General features: G+C 71.3%; 12 protein-coding genes. 5 read left to right on the forward strand and 7 right to left on the reverse strand.

Features of this window, described 5'->3' with window-relative positions; genetic code table 11:
• Positions 1-39: 39 nt before the first annotated feature.
• Together P0W64_RS12650 and dhaL are read left to right on the forward strand one after the other, a co-directional pair.
• Positions 40-1,038, forward strand: a complete 999-nt coding sequence (locus P0W64_RS12650; protein ID WP_275480481.1) for a dihydroxyacetone kinase subunit DhaK — start codon at positions 40-42, stop codon at positions 1,036-1,038.
• Positions 1,039-1,050: 12 nt separating this feature from the next.
• Positions 1,051-1,710, forward strand: coding sequence for a dihydroxyacetone kinase subunit DhaL (dhaL, locus tag P0W64_RS12655; RefSeq protein WP_275480482.1), 660 nt, complete (start codon positions 1,051-1,053; stop codon positions 1,708-1,710).
• 42 nt (positions 1,711-1,752) lie between these two features.
• On the opposite strand, the gene P0W64_RS12660 is transcribed toward dhaL, so the two are convergent.
• Positions 1,753-4,677 (reverse strand): efflux RND transporter permease subunit, encoded by a 2,925-nt coding sequence (locus P0W64_RS12660; RefSeq protein WP_275480483.1) that lies wholly within the window; start codon positions 4,675-4,677, stop codon positions 1,753-1,755.
• Between the two features lie 221 nt (positions 4,678-4,898).
• Between P0W64_RS12660 and P0W64_RS12665 the strand changes: the two genes are divergently transcribed.
• From P0W64_RS12665 to P0W64_RS12675, 3 genes are all read left to right on the forward strand, one after another.
• Positions 4,899-6,455 (forward strand): long-chain fatty acid--CoA ligase, encoded by a 1,557-nt coding sequence (locus tag P0W64_RS12665; protein ID WP_275480540.1) that lies wholly within the window; start codon positions 4,899-4,901, stop codon positions 6,453-6,455.
• 67 nt (positions 6,456-6,522) lie between these two features.
• A complete protein-coding gene (locus P0W64_RS12670; RefSeq protein WP_275480484.1) occupies positions 6,523-7,482 on the forward strand; it encodes a sensor domain-containing protein in 960 nt (319 codons plus the stop codon).
• A 13-nt stretch (positions 7,483-7,495) separates the two neighbouring features.
• Positions 7,496-8,482: a sensor domain-containing protein gene (locus P0W64_RS12675; protein WP_275480485.1), complete on the forward strand. Its 987-nt coding sequence runs from the start codon at positions 7,496-7,498 to the stop codon at positions 8,480-8,482.
• Between the two features lie 6 nt (positions 8,483-8,488).
• Here P0W64_RS12675 and P0W64_RS12680 read toward each other — a convergent pair whose 3' ends face one another.
• The 6 genes from P0W64_RS12680 to P0W64_RS12705 form a co-directional block, all read right to left on the reverse strand.
• Complete coding sequence (locus P0W64_RS12680; RefSeq protein ID WP_275480486.1) at positions 8,489-11,134, reverse strand: AAA family ATPase; 2,646 nt, start codon at positions 11,132-11,134, stop codon at positions 8,489-8,491.
• Positions 11,131-12,273, reverse strand: a complete 1,143-nt coding sequence (locus P0W64_RS12685) for a metallophosphoesterase (RefSeq protein WP_275480487.1) — start codon at positions 12,271-12,273, stop codon at positions 11,131-11,133. Before P0W64_RS12685 ends, P0W64_RS12680 begins: the two co-directional genes overlap by 4 nt.
• A 170-nt stretch (positions 12,274-12,443) precedes the next feature.
• On the reverse strand, positions 12,444-13,214 hold the full coding sequence (locus P0W64_RS12690) for an SWIM zinc finger family protein (RefSeq protein ID WP_275480488.1): 771 nt from the start codon (positions 13,212-13,214) through the stop codon (positions 12,444-12,446).
• Positions 13,215-16,076, reverse strand: a complete 2,862-nt coding sequence (locus tag P0W64_RS12695; protein WP_275480489.1) for a DEAD/DEAH box helicase — start codon at positions 16,074-16,076, stop codon at positions 13,215-13,217.
• A complete protein-coding gene (locus P0W64_RS12700) occupies positions 16,073-16,999 on the reverse strand; it encodes a pyridoxal-phosphate dependent enzyme (RefSeq protein WP_275480490.1) in 927 nt (308 codons plus the stop codon). Before P0W64_RS12700 ends, P0W64_RS12695 begins: the two co-directional genes overlap by 4 nt.
• Entirely contained in the window at positions 16,996-17,616 is a 621-nt protein-coding gene (locus tag P0W64_RS12705; RefSeq protein WP_275480491.1) for a GNAT family protein, read from the reverse strand. The genes P0W64_RS12700 and P0W64_RS12705 overlap by 4 nt, the downstream gene beginning before the upstream one ends.

Here is a 17,616-nt window from a genome sequence, read left to right on the forward strand (position 1 = left end):
GTAGCATCGCGGCGGAACCCTGCGACGGGAGTACGCGACGTGAGACGGCACATCATCAACAGCACAGACGCCGTGATCTCCGAGGCCCTGGAAGGCCTCACCCTGGCGCACCCGAACCTGCTGCGGTACAACGCGGAACACGGCTTCATCACACGCGCCGCACCGGCCCGCGACAAGGTCGGGCTCGTCTCCGGCGGCGGATCCGGGCACGAGCCGCTGCACGTCGGTCTCGTCGGCGTCGGCATGCTCGACGTGGCCGTGGCCGGTGCCGTCTTCGCAAGCCCCACCGCGCTGCAGGTACACGAGGGCACAATCGCCGCAGACAGCGGCCGCGGCGTCGTCCAGATCGTCAAGAACTACACGGGCGACGTGCTCAACTTCACGATCGCGGGCGAGCTCGCGGGGGATCACGACGTCCAGACCGAGATGGTCCTCGTGGACGACGATCTCGCGACCGACACCTCCGATCCGGACGCGCCCGGGCGCCGCGGGACGACCGCGACGGTGATCGTCGAGAAGGTCGCGGGTGCTCTGGCGGAGCGCGGAGGCGACCTGCGGCAGGTGACGACCATCGCGCGCCGCACCGCTCGCCACTCTCGGACGATGAGCCTCGCACTCGCGGCCGGGACGCACCCCGGCTCCGACGATCCGCAGTTCGACCTCGACGCCGGCGAGATCGAACTCGGTGTGGGTATTCACGGCGAGCGAGGCGTACGCAGAGCGGCTTTCGCGCCCGCGGACGAGTTGGCGGCGAGCCTCGTCGAGCCGTTGGTCGAGGACCTGGGTCTGCGACGCGGCGCGGCGGTGCTGGCCGTGGTGAACGGCCTGGGCGGGGAGACACCGATCGAGCTCGCGATCGTCACGCGAGCCGTGCATCGACTGCTCGCCGACCGCGGGATCACGGTACGGCGCAACCTCGTCGGCGACTACGTGACCTCGCTCGACATGCACGGCTTCTCCGTGACCCTCACGCCCGCCGATGACGAGCTCACCGACCTCTGGGATGCGCCCGTACGTACACCCGCACTGACCTGGTGAGGAGATCCCGCGATGACCGACCCCCTCCCTAGCGCGTTCGGACGCGACTGGACCCTGGCGATGTCGGCGACCTTCCTGGGGTCGGCGGCGTCCGAGCTCGGGGAACTGGACCGTCGCAGCGGCGACGGCGACTTCGGTACGAATCTCACGTCGGCGTTCAAACGAGCGGAGCGTGAGGTGGAGACCGCAGCGCCACAGACCTTCCAGGCCTGGATGACGTGCGTATCGCGAGGCTTCCTCGGCACCGGAGGCACGAGCGGCCCACTGTTCGGCATGTTCTTCCGCGATCTCGCACGTTCCACGGAATCGGGATCACCGACCGTGCAAGAACTTTCGGAGGGACTCAGCCGCGGCACAGCGACGGTGCAGAGGTACGGCAGGGCCCGGGTCGGTCACAAGACGATGGTCGACGCGCTGGCGCCGGCGGCAGAAGCGCTCACAGCGGCCGCCGGCGAGGCCCCGGCCGCCGCGTTGGAAGCCGCCGCCGCAGCGGCGCGGGAGGGCGCCGAGTCCACCCGGGATGCCGTGGCACGACGGGGCCGCGCGTCCTACGTGGGCGACGTCGCGCGAGGCGTCGTGGATCCCGGCGCCGCCGCCGCGGCTCTGATGCTCGCGTGTGCCGCGCGAGCGGCAGGCGCAGTCACCGACCCCGCGTCCATCCACTTCGACTGACGCGGACGCGCTGCCGGCACTCCTCCGGCTGGGACATGGGACTCAGCGGTCGGGGCGGGTGTCGCGGCCGGGCGCAGCGGGGTAGCGACGCGGTTTCGCCCGGTCCCGCGCGTCGGCCCAGTCGCGCGGGTCGGGCCGTGGCCGGCGCGGCCGACGTGCCTCGTCGCGCACCTCGGAGGTGCTGGGCTCCTTCGCCACACCGGGCTCGTCCGGGTCGGCGGACTCCGCTTGGGCGCCGGGCTCTTCCGACGTGCCCGGCCGGTTCGGCCGGAACGGCACCGTCGGCGCCTCCGAGAGGTCGGGCGCCGGACGTGCCGACGGAGCAGCATCGGTCGGCGGGGTCACCGGCTCGAGAGGTTCGGGTCGTCGGCCGCCCGCCGAATCAGGCGCCGGCGCCGGCGGCGCCCCCTGCGGGCCCGCGGCGATGCGGGGGAACCGCACCGTCGGCGGGTCGCTGGGCGGCGGAGGCGTGACCTCGGCCGACTCCCCGACCTCGTGCAGGACGCCGGTGCGGCGCAAACGCAGCTCGTCCGTCCTGGCCGCGCCCGCACCGGCCTGCTCGGCGGCGCTCGAAACCGCGGCCCCCGTCGCGACGCCGACACCCGCCGCTGCGGCACCGGACGCCGCGCGAGCAGAGCGCGCGGACCGTCGCTGCTCCGCGGCGCGCTGCGGATCGGACCGCCGATGCTCCTCGGTATGACGCAGGAATCGGTTGTTGCTGAACGGCCGCAGCCACCGCGGGGTCCACCAGTTCCAGTCGCCGAGCAGCTTCATCGTGGCAGGCACGAGCACGGCCCGGACGAGCGTGGCGTCGACGAGCAACGCGACCAGCATCCCGATGCCGAGCACCTTCATGAACAACATGCCGCTCAGTGCGAATGCCCCGACGACGAGGGCGAGCAACAGTGCGGCGCTGGTGATGATGCGGCCGGTCTTGGCCAGGCCTACCGCGACCGAGCGCGTGTTGTCGCCGGTGGCATCCCACTCGTCGCGCACACGGGACAGCAGGAACACCTCATAGTCCATGGACAGGCCGAAGAGGACCGCAAGCATGAGGATCGGCACGGTCGGGTCGAGGGCGCCGGTACTCGAGAATCCGAGCACCTTCTCCAGGTGCCCGTCGCCGAACACCCATGTGACCACGCCGAACGAGGCGAACATCGAGACCGCACTCATCAGCACCGCCTTCACGGGCAGCACCACCGAGCCGAACGCCAGGAACAACAGCACCAGCATCACGGCGACGACGACGAGCAGCATCGCCGGCAACCCGCCCGAGATGGTGTCGAGCATGTCGACCGTCTCTGCCGTCGGACCTCCCACCTGTACCTTCCCGCCGTACGGCGGCAGCGTCGCGCGCAACGTCCGCACCAGAGCCTGCGAATCGTCGGACTGCGAGCCGCCGGACCAGCCGACGCGGACGAGCCAGGCGCCGTCGCGGGCGATGTCCGTACCGTGGGGAGTCGCGGCCTGCGCGCCCGGCTTCACGGACGTGACGAGGTCCGCGCCCCGCACACCCGGGATGATCCGCAGCCGCGCGACGTAGTCGTTGACGGTCGCATCGTTGGCTCCCGTGACCATGATGTTGGCGGTCGACTGGTCCACGCCGAACTCCTGCGCGACGGCCACGCTGTCCTGATGCACCTTCGCGGACGGCGGTAGGACGTGATAGTCCGAGCCCGCCCAGCGCGCGCCGAGGAAGGGCAGGCCCAGCGCCACGAGGATCACGACGACCACGACGAGGCACGTCTTCGGCCGCCGCATGACCGCCTCCGCGAACCGTTCCCAACGCCCGGCGTCCGCGTGCTCGCCTCGCTTGCGGTGGGCGAAGATCGGGACCGGCCAGGCGTTGATGCGGTGACCGAGCACGGCCAGTGCCGCGGGCAGCAGCGTCACTGCCGCGAGAGCCGCGACCAGGACTGCGGCTATGCCGCCGTAGGCGATCGACCGCAGAATCGCCTGCGGGAACACCAGCAGGGAGCTGAGGGCGGCCGCGACCGTCAGTGCGGACACCAGGACCGTGCGACCAGCGGTCCGCATCGTCACCGTCAGGACCGCGTGCGAGTCGTAGTCGGTTGGACGGGCGTCGAGTTCCTCGCGGAACCGGCTGACGACGAACAGCGCATAGTCGACGGCCAGGCCCAGCCCCAGGAGAGTCACGACGTTGACGGACAGCGACGACACGTCCGTCATGTCGCCGATGAAGTGCAAGGCGGCCATCGCACCGAGCACTGCCACCACACCGACCATCAGCGGCATGAGCGCCGCGACGACGCTGCCGAAGATCACCAGCGCGAGCAGCAGCACGAGTGGTATCGAGATGAGCTCGGCACGAAGCAGGTCGGCCTGCGTTATCTGATTGGACTCTTCGAACAGGGGATACGGCCCGGTCAGCTGGGTGCCGAGAGTTATCGCGGTCAGATACGGGCGCAGCTGCTGATAGCTGTCTGACAGGGCTTTCGAGCCGTCGCCCCGAAGGGAGATCAACACCTGAACGGCGTGGCCGTCCGAGCTGACCATGGCCGGCGATCGGGTCGTGTAGTACGTGTCGACGGCCGCGACGGCGTCCTTCGGGTACTTCGCGACCGTCTTGTCCACGGCGGCCCGGAAGGCACGGTCGTTCGCCGTCATCGTCGGGCTCGAGTAGACGGCGACGACGTCCACGGAGCGCGCGCCGAACACCGCACGCTCGGCCGCATTCTGCTGGCCGGACTCCGTCGCGGGCGTGGCGAAACCGCCGTCCGAGAACGTTGCGGAGGCACCCGCGCCGACGACGGCTGCGGCGATCGTCAGCAGCAGACCTATGACGAGCACGGCCTTGCCGCCGTGGTCGAGCACCGTCGCCCACCGCCCGGCGAGGCCGCGGCACAGCACGCTCAGGTCCGGGTCGGCTGCCGCACCCGACGTCGAGTCCGCGGCGGGCTGCCCCGTCGCTGGGCCCACACCGGCGTCCGCCCGGTCTCGCATGCATCTCCTCCCGGCCGCGGCATCCGCCACGGCCTCAGCCGCTCGTGCAGCCATGGTAGGCGAGCGCGCCGCCGGATCCCGGTCTCCGCGCCGCGCGCCGCATCCGAGCTCGCGGTAGACGGCGTATCCGGCGAAAGCGGACGCGCGCGCCATCCACAGCCGAGATGATTGCGGGTGACACACCCGACGACGAGGAGGCTCGCGTGCCCGTCATCCCACCCATGGACCTCGGCTCGTGGATCGGCCGCCGTGCCGCGTCGAGCGCACGCCGCCGGGCCGTCACCTATCAGGACCGGACCTGGACCTACGGCGAGTTCCTGGAGCGGATCGATCGACTCGCAGCCGAGTTGTCCGCCGGCGGGGTCGGGGTGGGCGACCGGGTCGGTTACGTGGGCTTCAACCACCCCGACTTCCTCACAGCGATGTTCGCTGCGAGCCGGGTCGGGGCTGTCTTCGTGCCGATCAACTTCCGCCTGACGGGGCCCGAGTTCGAGTTCATCCTGTCGGACGCCGGAGTCCACACGCTGATCGCCGACGCCGACAGGGCAGCGGCCGTCGACCCGGTGCGGGCCACGGCGGGCGTGCGCCGAGCGATCGCGCTGACGCCGGTGGCGGGCTGGGAGACGCTCGACGACCTGATCGCAGCACGCGAACCGTTGGCCGAACCCGTCCACCCCGGCGCCGACGACGTGGCCGTCGTCATGTACACGTCGGGCACAACGGGGCGCCCCAAGGGGGCCATGCTGACCCACGGGAATCTGTTCTGGAACAACATGAACTCCCTGCTCTCCCTCGACACGCTCTCGACGGACGTGTCGCTGGTCGTGGCGCCGATGTTCCACATCGGCGGGCTCAACGTCACCACGCTGCTCACCCTGCAGAAGGGCGGCGAGCTCGTCATCATGCCTGCGTTCGACCCGGCGGGCGCGCTCGAGCTGATAGCGAGGCACCGCGTCACGACGATGTTCGGGGTGCCGGCGATGTTCCTGTTCATGTCGCAGGTGCCGGGTTTCGCCGACGCCGACCTGTCGTCCGTGCGCAGCTTCGTCTGCGGCGGCGCGCCGGTCCCCGAGCCGCTGATCCGCATCTACAACGAACGGGGCGTGCCGTTCGCGCAGGGCTACGGCCTCACCGAGACGGCCCCGCTCGCGCTGGTCATGCGCACCGATGAGACCGCCGAGCGGATCGGCGCCGCCGGGCACGCGGTGCTGCCTCTCTCCGACGTCGCACTCCTGACTCCCGACGGTGCGCGAGTCGCCCCCGGCGAACGCGGCGAGGTGTGCGTGCGCGGGCCGCAGGTCACCGCGGGCTACTGGAATCGCCCGGACGCCACGGAGGCGGCGATCGATTCCGACGGCTGGTTCCACACCGGCGACGTGGGGCAGGCCGACGACGACGGATACGTCACCGTCGTCGACCGGGTCAAGGACATGGTGATCACGGGCGGCGAGAACGTGTACCCCGCCGAGGTCGAGTCCGTGCTGTACCGGCACCCCGCGGTCGCCGAGGTCGCGGTCATCGGCACGCCCGATGAGAAGTGGGGTGAGTCGGTCACCGCCGTCGTCGCCCTGAAGCCCGGGGCCCAGCTCACGCTCGAGGAGATCCGGGACTTCGCGAAGGACTCCCTCGCGGGGTACAAGCTCCCCCGCCGGCTCGACGTCGTCGACGCACTCCCCCGCAACCCGGCGGGCAAGGTGCTCAAGTTCCGGCTGCGGGAGGACGTTCGAGAACCGAGTGTGCAGGTCACCGCACCTCCCTCTTACGACGCGAATCAGTAACGGCCAACCGTCCGACAAGCGCTGGTGGGTTAGGTTGACTGCGAACCTGGCGACGGAGGAGGGTGTCGTGACGAACGGGCCGCAGTGGGGTGCGCAGTACCCTGAGGGGCAGTATCCGGGCGGCCAGCAGTACTCGGGCGGCCAGCAGTATCCGGGCGGGCAGTACTCGGGCGGCCAGCAGTACCCCGACGGCCAGTACTCGGGCGGCCAGCAGTACGGGCAGGGCTATCAGGGCGGCGAGTACGGGCAGCACTACGGGGGCCCGCAGTACGGCGCGCAGCTGTACCAGGGCGGCCCGGGCGGGAGCGGCGGAGGGCGAAAGTACCTCGCGCTCCTCATCGGAGGCGCGGTAGTGATCGTGTTGGTCGTCATCGCCCTTGTGGTGGTGTTCGCGACGCGCGGCGGGGTGAGGTCCGACTCGGCCGCCGAGTCCGCTGCGGCAGCATCGAGTTCGGCGCCGAACATCAGGGTCGTGCCCTCGACCGTGATGCCCTCCGCCGCCGAGGTCACGCAACTGACATTGCAACCGATGACCCTCGACGGCGACGTGTACACCTCTGTCATCTCGGATGCGGTGACGACGCCCGCGAATTGCGCGCTTGCACGCAGCATCGCCACGACATCGGGGTGGGGCGACGCCGAATCGGTCGCCACGCAGGCCTACACCAACGGAACCGGTGACAACCTGCAGGGCAGTGCTTACACCGCCGCTGCCGTGTTCCCGACGCCGGCGGCGGCGAAGACGTCCCTGACCAAGGTCTCCGAGGCCGTGCACGGGTGCACGAGCTACACGGTCGTCAGCAACGGAACCGCGTTCGCATGGAGCGTCTCGGATGCGAAGGACGGGGACGACTCGCTCGCGTGGGTCGTGACGCAGACCGACGCCTCGTCCTCCTGGAAGTGCTCCAAGGTGATCGAGGTGGTCGGGAACTTCGTCTCCTTCGCGCAACAATGCGCGTCCAACCCCGTAGACGGCCCCAAGCGCATGGCGGATCTCATCGTGCAGAAGGCCAAGGCCGCGAAGTAGCCGGGAGGCCACCATGACGAACGACCCACGCTACGACCCCACGTGGACCCACCCGACTGCGCAACCGCCCGGCTCGCAGGGCCCCGCAGGCGGCCAGCACTCCGGACCCCACTACCCCGTCGCGGGCCAGCCCTCCGGACCCCACTACCCCCACGTGGGCCAGCCCTCCGGACCGAACCTTCCGGTGAGCGGTCAACCGCCGGGGCAGTGGCAGGCGACCGGCGACTGGCCGGGCTCGTGGCAACAGTCCGGCGGTTACGCCGTGCCGGGCGGCCCCGGCGGCGGAGGGCCCGGCAGGACGATCGCGATCGTCGCGGCGATCGTGGTCGGAACCATCGTCCTCGCAGGAGCTGTCGTGGCGACCGTGCTGTTCACGAGAGGCAGCGGCACCACGGCCGCGAGCTCGTCCGCCGCATCGACGAGCGAGACACCACTGCTGCGGGTAGTGCCGTCCACGGTGCTCCCCTCCGGCGACGAGATCTCCAGGATCACGCTGCAGACCATGAAGGCCGTCGCCGGTATGAACACACGTGCGGCGGCGGAGGCGAGTGCAACCCCCGACACGTGCAAGGTCTCAGTGACCCCGATGGCCCAGTCCGGTTGGGGAACAGCTCAATCCGTTGCGTGGCAGCCCTTCACGAATGGGACGTTCACAAGCTTCTCCTCGTCGGCCACGGTGGGCGCGGCCGTGTACCCGACGGTCGACGCCGCCAAGCAGGCGCTGGCCGCTATCGCATCGACGGTCGTCGGCTGTCCTACGTTCAATCAGACCGACGAGAACGGCAGCGGACGCTGGACCGCCACGGTCGAGGTGAACGACGCCACCCGCCTGAACTGGACCAACACCTCGGCCGACGCGAAAACGCTGTGGCGCTGCACCAAGTCGATGCGCATCGACCGCAACGTGCTGGCGCTCGGTACGAACTGCAGTCGGAACCCCGGCACCATCTCGGCCGACCTCGCCGACCTGGTCGTGCAGAAGGTCGACTCCGCGCGGTGACCGCAGCTAAAGCTCTGCGCCGGGCACGTCGATCTCGGTGACGCCGTCTCGCCCGCGAAGCCCGGCGAATCGCTCTGCATCGCAACTGAACACGATAACCTGCGCATCGCGACCGGCGGCCGCGATCGCTTCGCACATCGCGGCCAGACGCTCCGGATCGCTGTGACCGAGCGCGTCGTCGATGAGGACGGGGGCGCCGTCGTCCGCGTCCACGAGGCGCGCACACGCGAGGCGACTGAGGATGCCCAGCTGCTCCTGCGCGCCGCCGGACAGGGACGCGAACGGAACGGTCACGCCGTCGACAGTGCGCGATGCGATCGCCAGGTCATCCCCCACAGTGATGGTCAGCCGATCACCGAACACGTTGCGCCCCAGGTATTCCAGTGCCTCCTGGAACGGCCTCTGCACCCGCGCGCGCTGCTCGTCGCGATGCCGTGCCAGGGTGCGGTGCAGCAGGTCCGCCGCCCGGGCACGGGCCGCCACGGCGCTCAGGACCTCCCCGGCGACGGCGAGTTCGCGCTCGGCGGCGTCCGCGACATCCCGGCGGCCCTCCGAGCGGTACGAATCCAGCAGTCCCTCGGTGCGAGACAGCGCTCCACGCGCCTCCGCCTCGGCGAGCCGGGCGCGCTCGACACGACGCCCAGAACGGGTGAGCCGTTCGGCGAAACCGTCGAGATCAGCCGCGCGGGCCGCCTCATCGAGGCGGGCGTACTCGCTGTCGGCGGCTCGTGCCGTCTCGGCAGCGGCATCCGCGGAGGCCTCCAGCTCCTCGTCTGTGGCACGCTCGCGGTCTGCCGCCAGCTCAGCCGCGGCCGCGGAGAGCGTCTCGTCCAGCGCGGCCAGGTGCGCCGCGGCGACCTGCGCCTGCGTGTCGGCAGCACGCAGCTCCTTCTGGTGCTGCTCGAGGCCGGCGCCGGCCTGCTCGTAGGCCCGCCGGGCCGACAGCTCGTCGGCCACCGCCGCGAGGTGCCGTTGCTTCGCCTCGTCGATCGACACGTCGAGCGCCTCGCCGCCCGCGGCGGCCTCCAGCTCGGCAAGCAGCTCGCTCGTCTCGACGAGCTGTGCGCGCAACGCGTCGAGCTGATCGTCACCGAGCGTCCGCGCCAGCTCGATTCGCGTCTCCTGCAGCTCGACCTCGAGCTGCAGGCGCGCCTCGTAGAGCTCGCGGATCTCGTCCGGCGACGCCGCCCCTGCATCGCGGCACACGGCGCCGAGCTCGGCGGTCGCGGTCCGCAGCTCCTCCGAAGCGGCTGCGCTCTCCCCCCGCTGGCGGATCTCGATGTGCACGGCGCCGGGGACATCGATCACGGTTCCATCTCCCGCGACCAGCTCCACCGGCTCCTCACCGATCAGCCTGCCGTCCACCATGACGTCCCCGAACCCGAGGCGCTCCAGGCGCACGGTTGCGGCGAGCGCCGAGAACCTGGCCTGCGTGCGCTCGACGCGCTGCTCGGCGGCCTGTACCGCCTGCACCACCCGGCGGTCGACGACGATCTCCGACATCCGCGCACGGATCGCGCCGACCTCCTTCTCCAGCAACTCGGCAGCCTCGATCCGCTCGTGTAGCCGCTGGTAGCGGGACGCCTCGCGCGCGTAGTCGAATACGAACTGCGCCTGCGCCTTCCGCTCGCGCCGGTCCGCGGCCACCACACCCAGCTCGTCGACCGTGGTGGACATCCATGTCAGCTCGGCGGCGCGGACGTCGCGGTCGGCGAGTGCCCGGTCGCGCGCCGCGCGTAACTCGGCTCCGCGCGCCGCCGCGTCCTCGTGCCGGGACGCCAAGGCTCGGCGGGCCGCGAGCTCACGGTGCACGAGCCGCTCACGGTGCTCAGCGGTCTCCGCCGCGCTGCGGGCCTGCCGCAGCTCCGCGCGAAGCGCGGACACACGCGTCTCCTCCTCGGTCAGCGCCGCATGCGCGGCCGCGGCGGACTCGGACTCTGCCACGACCTCCTCGAGCTGCGCCACCGCCTGCCGGTGCCGGGCGACGGCTGCGTCTACATCCGCCAGTGCGACGCGGGCGGCGTCGACCGCAGCCGTCGCGCCAGCCGCACGCGCGCGCGCCTGCGCCAGCTCGCCCGTCTCACGGCCCGTGGGCGTGTAGTAGCGCGCACGCTCCGCGGCGACCGCATCGTAGAGCGACCCGTCGGCGTCGGCGTGCGCATCGTCGGGCGCCGCGGTGCGACTCAGCGCACTGGCGAAAGCCGTGCTGTCGCGGAGCTCGGGTTGGCCGGGAGCGGGGCCCTGCAGGACGGTGAGCGCGGCGAGGAGGTCGGGGTCGACGTGGGTGTCGAGCACGGATCGCACCCAGCTCTCGGCACTGCCACCGGTCAGCTGCTGCGGCGCGGGTTCCGAAACCGTGAGCGTCGTGGCCGCCTTGCGGTACCACCGCTTGGCGTAGACGAAGCGATAAGGGCCGACGGTGAGCTCGGCCTCCACCTCGGGCGCGACGTCCCTGTCCGCCGGCAGGACGGCCTCGACCCGCCGAGACTTCGAAGTCGACTTCACCTCCAGCAGCAGCCCGAGCGCCTCGAGCAGAGACGACTTACCGGCCTCGTTGGGGCCGGTCAGCAGGGTCACCCCGGTAGCGGCGAACTCGACCTCACGAGCCGCGACGCCGCGGAAGTCGGTGACCTTCAGCCGATGCAGTCTCATCGCGCGCCACCTCCTGCCAGCCGGTACAACAGCGCCAGCGCCGCGGACGCGTCCTCGGCGTCCGCGCCATGCCCACGGGCGATACCGGTCAGCTCGTCCGCCGACGCGGCGGCCGGACCGGTCAGCTCGAGCGCCGCGAACTCGTCGTGCCCCGGCAGCACCGCCAGATCCGTACGCTGCGGCCACGCTTCAACGGCCGCGAACCGAGCGCGCAGCGAGTCGAGCTCGCCGTCCAGCGCGGCCTTCGCCGCGAGATCCAGCGTGCCCGTGAAGGCCAGCTTGAGCACGGTCCGGTCCTTGTCCGGCAGCGCCGCGAGCTCGGCAGCGGCGCGCTCGACGTCCGCCGACGACCCGAGTGTCATCTCGCGCGAGCGGAATGCCCACGTACCCACCGGAATCGGCTCGGGCGTCACCATCCCGGAGTCGTCCACCGTGTCGGTGTCCACCAGCAGGACCGAACCCGAGTCCGGCTCGATGTGGTCGAAGTTCGTGACCTCGGGCGCACCCGAATACCAGACGCCCGGCCGGACCTCGGTCACAGAGTGGCGGTCGCCCAGCGCGACGTACCGCAGACGGCCCGCGTCGATGGCAGCGCCCACAGCAGCCACGTCGATGAGCCGCTGATCGCGGTGCCCCACCGATAGGGTGCCACCGTGCCCCGCGGCGATCCGGACGACGCCACGTGCGGGCCGCGGCGCCGCCGCGAGCGCCTCCGTCAGCGGATCCGCCGAGGGATGCTTGCTGAACCAGGGGGCCGCAAGGATCTCTACGCCGTCCCGCACCGGGTGCACACCCGCGCTGTCGAGGACTACGACGTTGCCTGGCACGTGTCGGCGGAAGTGCTCGGACGTGTAGACCGACGCGGCGTCCAGTGGGTCGTGGTTGCCGGGCAACAGATAGACCGGGACCGGCAGATCGGCGATGCGGTCCAGGCTACGGGCGACGACCGCGGGGGCGAGCCGGTTGTCCTCGAACACGTCGCCACACACGAGCACGAACTCGGCTCCGTGGTGCGACGCGACCGTACCGATCCGCGTGATCGCGTCCAGCCGCGCGTCCGTGTAGCGAGCCTGCGCGTCCGTGTCCAGGAAGTAGCGCGTCATGCCGAGCTGCCAGTCCGCCGTATGCACGAACCGCATGTCGCCTCCCTTCGCCGCGGATCCGCCCCTCGGTCCGAATGTCTTTCCCAAAGGGTAGTGAGCCCCACCGACAGGTTTCGCATCCGCCGCGCCGACCTGCTGCGATGGCGTGTCGCCCGGGTCGCACGGCCGAATGCCGACGTGATACTCGGCGAGCCGCCGAGCGCCGGCTACGGGGAACGCGGCTCCCGGATCCGTGCGTAGAGCTCGGCGAGTTCCTCGCTCGCCTGGACAAGATCGGTAGACCGGGTACCGGAGCGGCGCAGAGCGGTTCGCAGCACGGCGCCGTCGAGGAGCACGGGCGGGTCGACGGGGGCGGGCTCCGGCAGTGACGGCAGGTCGTAGCCGTCACCGTAGAACCCGCCCGCGTCCGCCTCCGCCGGCCCGGGCACGGCCGGGGCGCGGGCGCCCGGCGGCCTGTCCCCCTGTCGCTCGCCCGTCGTCAGGCGCGCCACGAGGGACGACAACGGCACCCCGGCGAACTCCAGCACGAGTGCCGGGTCCGTGTCCATCGCGGCGGCGGCCTCGTAGGTCGCGGCGAGAGCGTGTGTGCAGGCTCCCGAGTCGTCCGGGCACGTGCACGATACGACGACATCCGACGCCGATTCCGGCAGGACCAGGCCGCCCAGGGTTCTCCCGAGATCGCCGCGAGCCACGGCCATCACCTCCCCGGTCGCGTTCCGGCCCGCAAGCAGGGACAGAACGACTTCGGCATCGCCCGGTGCACGCTGCAGCGCGACGGCGAACGGATCGAGCTGTGTCCCCTGCACGGTCGCCGTGATGCCGGCGTCACGCACCGCGACCCGGAAGACGTTGCGCTCGTTGTAGAGTCGCCGCGCGTATGTTACTTTTCGCCGCTCGGTTCGGTCCTCAGCCTGGCGGATCAGGATCCTGGTGTACCAGGTCCCACCCATCCGGCGCTGCCCCGCCTTCCTCGCCATCTACTCGCCCACCGCCTCGTCGCGCAGCGCGATCAGCTCGTACAGCTCGTCGTTACCGAGTTCGGTGAGCCAGGACTCGCCGGTACGCACCGTGGCGTCGGCGAGCTCGCGCTTGGCGGAGATGACGGCGTCGATGCGCTCCTCGAGGGTCCCCACGCACACGAACTTCCGCACCTGCACCCGCTTCGTCTGCCCTATCCGGAACGCCCTGTCGGTCGCCTGGTCCTCCACCGCGGGGTTCCACCAACGGTCCACGTGCACCACATGATTCGCGCCGGTCAGGTTCAGGCCGGTACCGCCGGCCTGCACGGTCGCGAGCAGCACGGGCGCGCCATCACCCGCCTGGAAACGCGCGACCATCGCGTCGCGTTCGATCCGTGCGACCGACCCGTCGAGAACCGGAATCTCCTCGCCCAGAACCGCTCCCAGCCACGGCGCGAGCATGCGCGCGAACGCGGCGTACTGCGTGAAGAGGAGCGCCCGCTCGCCGTCGGCGGCCACCGTCTCCACGATGTCCGCCAGCAGCTCCACCTTGCCGGAGCGGTGGGATCCCCTGCGCAGCACCGCCGACCCGTCGTCGAGGTAGTGCGCGGGGTGGTTGCACACCTGTTTGAGTCTCGTCAACGCGGCCAGGACGAGGCCGCGGCGCGGCATTCCGTCCGCCTCCGCGAGCTCCTCGGCGAGCCTGTCGAGCACCGCCTGGTACAACCCCGCCTGCTCGGCTGTGAGATTGGCACGCACGACGAACTCGTCCTTCGCGGGCAGGTCGGGAACGATGGCGGGGTCGGTCTTGGTGCGTCGCAACACGAAGGGCGATGTGAGAGTCGAAAGGCGCTGCGCAGCATACGGATCTCGATCGCGTTCGATCGGCAGAGCATAACGATTACGGAAGGTCCGGGGGCCGCCGAGCAGGCCGGGGTTCACCAGGTCGATGACAGCGCGTAGATCCTCGAGGCGGTTCTCGACGGGCGTGCCTGTCAGGGCGACGCGGTGGCGCGCCGGAACGGCGCGGATCGCGCGGGCGGCAACGGTGTTCACGTTCTTCAGATGTTGCGCCTCGTCCACGACGACGCGGCCCCAGGTGCGTCCGGCAAGCAGGTCACGGTCGCGCCCGGCCAGCGCGAACGTGGTGACCACGAGATCGGAAGCCGCGGCGGCGGCGTCGAATGCGGCTCCCCTGCGTCGGTCGGCGCCGTGGTGCACCAGCACCCTCAGATGCGGCGCGAACCGCTCGGTCTCGGCGGCCCAGTTGCCCACCACCGACATCGGGCATACCAGCAGCGTCGGCGCCGACTCGGGATCCGCCTCGCGCTCCGCGCACATGAGCGCCAGTACCTGCACCGTCTTGCCCAGCCCCATATCGTCCGCGAGAACGGCACCGATCCCGTTGCGCGCCAGCGTCGCCAGCCAGCCCAGACCGCGAAGCTGATAGGGGCGCAGGTCTGCCCGGAGGGTGCGTGGCGACGGTACCTCCTCCGGCGTGATCGCGCCGCCACGGTAGACGGTGTCGAGCCAGCCCAGCCCGTCGACGGAGGTGAGCGGCGCGGGCAGCGCCTCCGGATCGGCGATGAGCGCCAGCAGAGTGCCCAGGTCGGCCGATCTGCCCGACTCAGCGGCCGCGCGCTGTTGCGCGACGAAGCGCGCGGCATGTGTGAGCGTCGAACGGTCCGCGCGCACCCATCGTCCGCGCAGCTTCACCAGGCCCGAACTCGCATCCGAGAGCGCAGCGAGTTCGTCGGCGGTGAGCACCTCGTCGCCGAGCGCCAGCTGCCACACGAACTCCCGGATCTCGGCCAGCCCGGCCTGTACGGTGAGGGACGTCGCGCCGGGCTGTTCGCGACCCTTCAGGCTGAGGGCCGCACGGGCTTTCGCGATCGCCGTGGGCAGCAGTACCTCGAAACCCGCGTCGGTGAGGCGCTGTGCGCCTTCGACGAGCATCTCCTCCGTCTCGGGCGTGGTCAGCAGGAAGTCCAGCGAGAACTCGTCGTGGTGGGCGGTCCGCAGCGGCGGATAGGCAGCGAGGGCACGCGCCAGCTCGCCCGTGAGGTCGTCCAGCTCGCCGGCGGCGATACGTCCCACGTCGACCCGCTCGGGGGGCGCACCGTCGACCCGCCGGCACACCTGCAGCCGCCACAGGGCCGCCTGCTCGTCCCGCTCGAGTACGGCCATCCGGCTCGCGCCCGGGGCATCGGGTTCGACGAGCCGCAGGACCAGCGCGGTCTCGGTCGTGCGGACCGTCCCGGCCCATTCCGCCCACGCCGACGCCGCTGCGACGCCGTCCCCCGTGCTCACCGCGTGGCCGCCCGCAAGCGCCCGGAGCGCGGGCGAGCCGATCCAGTCCCATGGCCCGTCGCCGAGCCGGCGCCGGCACAGCTGGTCGGTCAACTCCGTGGCGAGGTCGAGGACCGCAGCCAGTTCGCCGTTGCGACGCAACGACTCCGGAGCAGCCGTCTCGGCCGCACGCGTCCATGTCCGCCAGGCCAGGGTCGCAAGCGGCGCCCAGCGCAGCAACCACTCGTCGTCGGCGCGGACCAGCGCTGGAGCCACCGATCCGGCCGCGACGAACCGCTCGACCGACGCCGCGACCCAGCGCAGGTAGTCGAGGTCGCCCGCACCATCGCCCGGCGCCAGCGTCAGCAGAAGATCCGCCGCCCGCGCCGGCCCGACGGTGACAGCGGGCACCGTCGTCCGCCCAGCCCGACCTACGACGGCGACGGGCCGCTGCGGCCGTCTCGCCTTCACGAGCTCGGCGACCGGTGCGGGCAGTCCAGCAGGATCGGGGTCGTCGGTGGGATCGCCACCCGGGCCCTCGAACCACAGCGTCAGACCGGCGCCGGGGCGCCAGAGTGCGTGCACCGTCATCCGCGCGATGCGTTCGCGGACGCGAGGACCACCAGAACCCGTTCGTCGGGCTCGGGCACGTACGCGCCCGACATCAGCGGCGCGTACGCCACGGCCGCGCTCAGCTCGACGAGGATGCGACGCTCGGCGAACAACTCGTCCCGGGCGGCGAGGGCGTCGCCGTCTCCCACCACGATGCTGCGCAGCCCCAGGCGCGTCGCCACCTCGAACGGGACCGCACCCGCTCGCGGCGCGCCGAGCCCGTCGACCGCGATGCCGCTCACGGGCACGTCGACGATCTCGCCCGCGGCGAGCGCTGCGGCGAATGCTGCGCACCCGGACGTCTCGACCCCCACGACCCGGGCATCACTCCGGCCGGCCGCCCGCAGAGCGACCGCGAGCCCGGCCAGCAGCCCGCCGCCCGATACCGGGACGAGGACGGTATCGAATCCGATGCCGCTCGCCACCAGGTCGAATGCGAGCGTGCCGAGGCCCGCGCACACATCGATCCCGTCGTACGGATGGATGAACAACGCCCCGGCGGCGTCGGCCTCCGCGAGCGCCTCGTCTTCGGCGTCCTGGTAGTCGGAGCCCGTCTGCACGACCTCGGCGTCCAGCTTCGCGAGCCGAAGCACCTTCTCGGTGGTGATGAACGGGGGGACGAAGACCTTGGACGACAGGCCCATGGTGCGCGCCGCGTATGCCGCCGCCACCGCCGCGTTACCGCCCGATGCCGCGACGACGCCGCGCACCCTGCGGGTCTCGGACGCTGCGAGGATCCGGTTGAGGGCACTCCGGTACTTGACCGTGCCCGCGAGCTGGAGGAACTCGAGGCTGAGGAGCGCGCGCTCGCCCGGGACGTCGATCGTGGGCGTACGTACGATCCGCCCCGCGAGCCGGTCGGCCGCGCGGTGCACATCGTCCTCTGTGAGCGCCTGAGTCACTGTGCTTCAGAGTAGGCCGCGGCCCGTCGGCGCAATCGGTGCCGCAGATGCGCGCGCACCGCCGGCCACTCCGATCGCAGGATGGAGAAGAGGACGACGTCGATCAGCGTTCCGTCCGCGACGCGGCGATGGGCGCGGAGTACGCCGTCCTGCTTCGCACCCAGGCGAGCGATGGCGTCGCGCGACTGATGGTTGACCCACTGGGTGCGGAAGCCCACACACTCGCACCCGAGTTCCTCGAATGCGTGGGTGAGCAGGAGCAGCTTGGACTCCGCGTTGGTGCCCGTGCCGTGCGCGGACTGGCGGTTCCACGTGTAGCCGATCTCGAGCCTCGGCACGTCGGGGTCGAAGTCGTAGTAGGTGGTCATGCCGAGCACCGTGCCGTCCGCCGCGACGGTGGTGAACGGGATCATCTCGCCGCGTTCCCGCCGTGCGAGACGGCCCTCGATCTCGGCGTCCATACCGTCGGGCCGCGGGATCGACGTGTACCAGCGGTCCCACATACGCCCGTCCGCGACGGCTTCGCGCAGGCCGTCGGCATGCGCGGCCGCGAGGGGCTCGAGGCGCACCAGCTCGCCCGTCAGCAGGACTGGACCGATGTCGCGTGCGTAGGCCAC

The sequence above is a fragment of the Tsukamurella sp. 8F genome (assembly GCF_029167375.1).
GTDB lineage: Bacteria > Actinomycetota > Actinomycetes > Mycobacteriales > Mycobacteriaceae > Tsukamurella.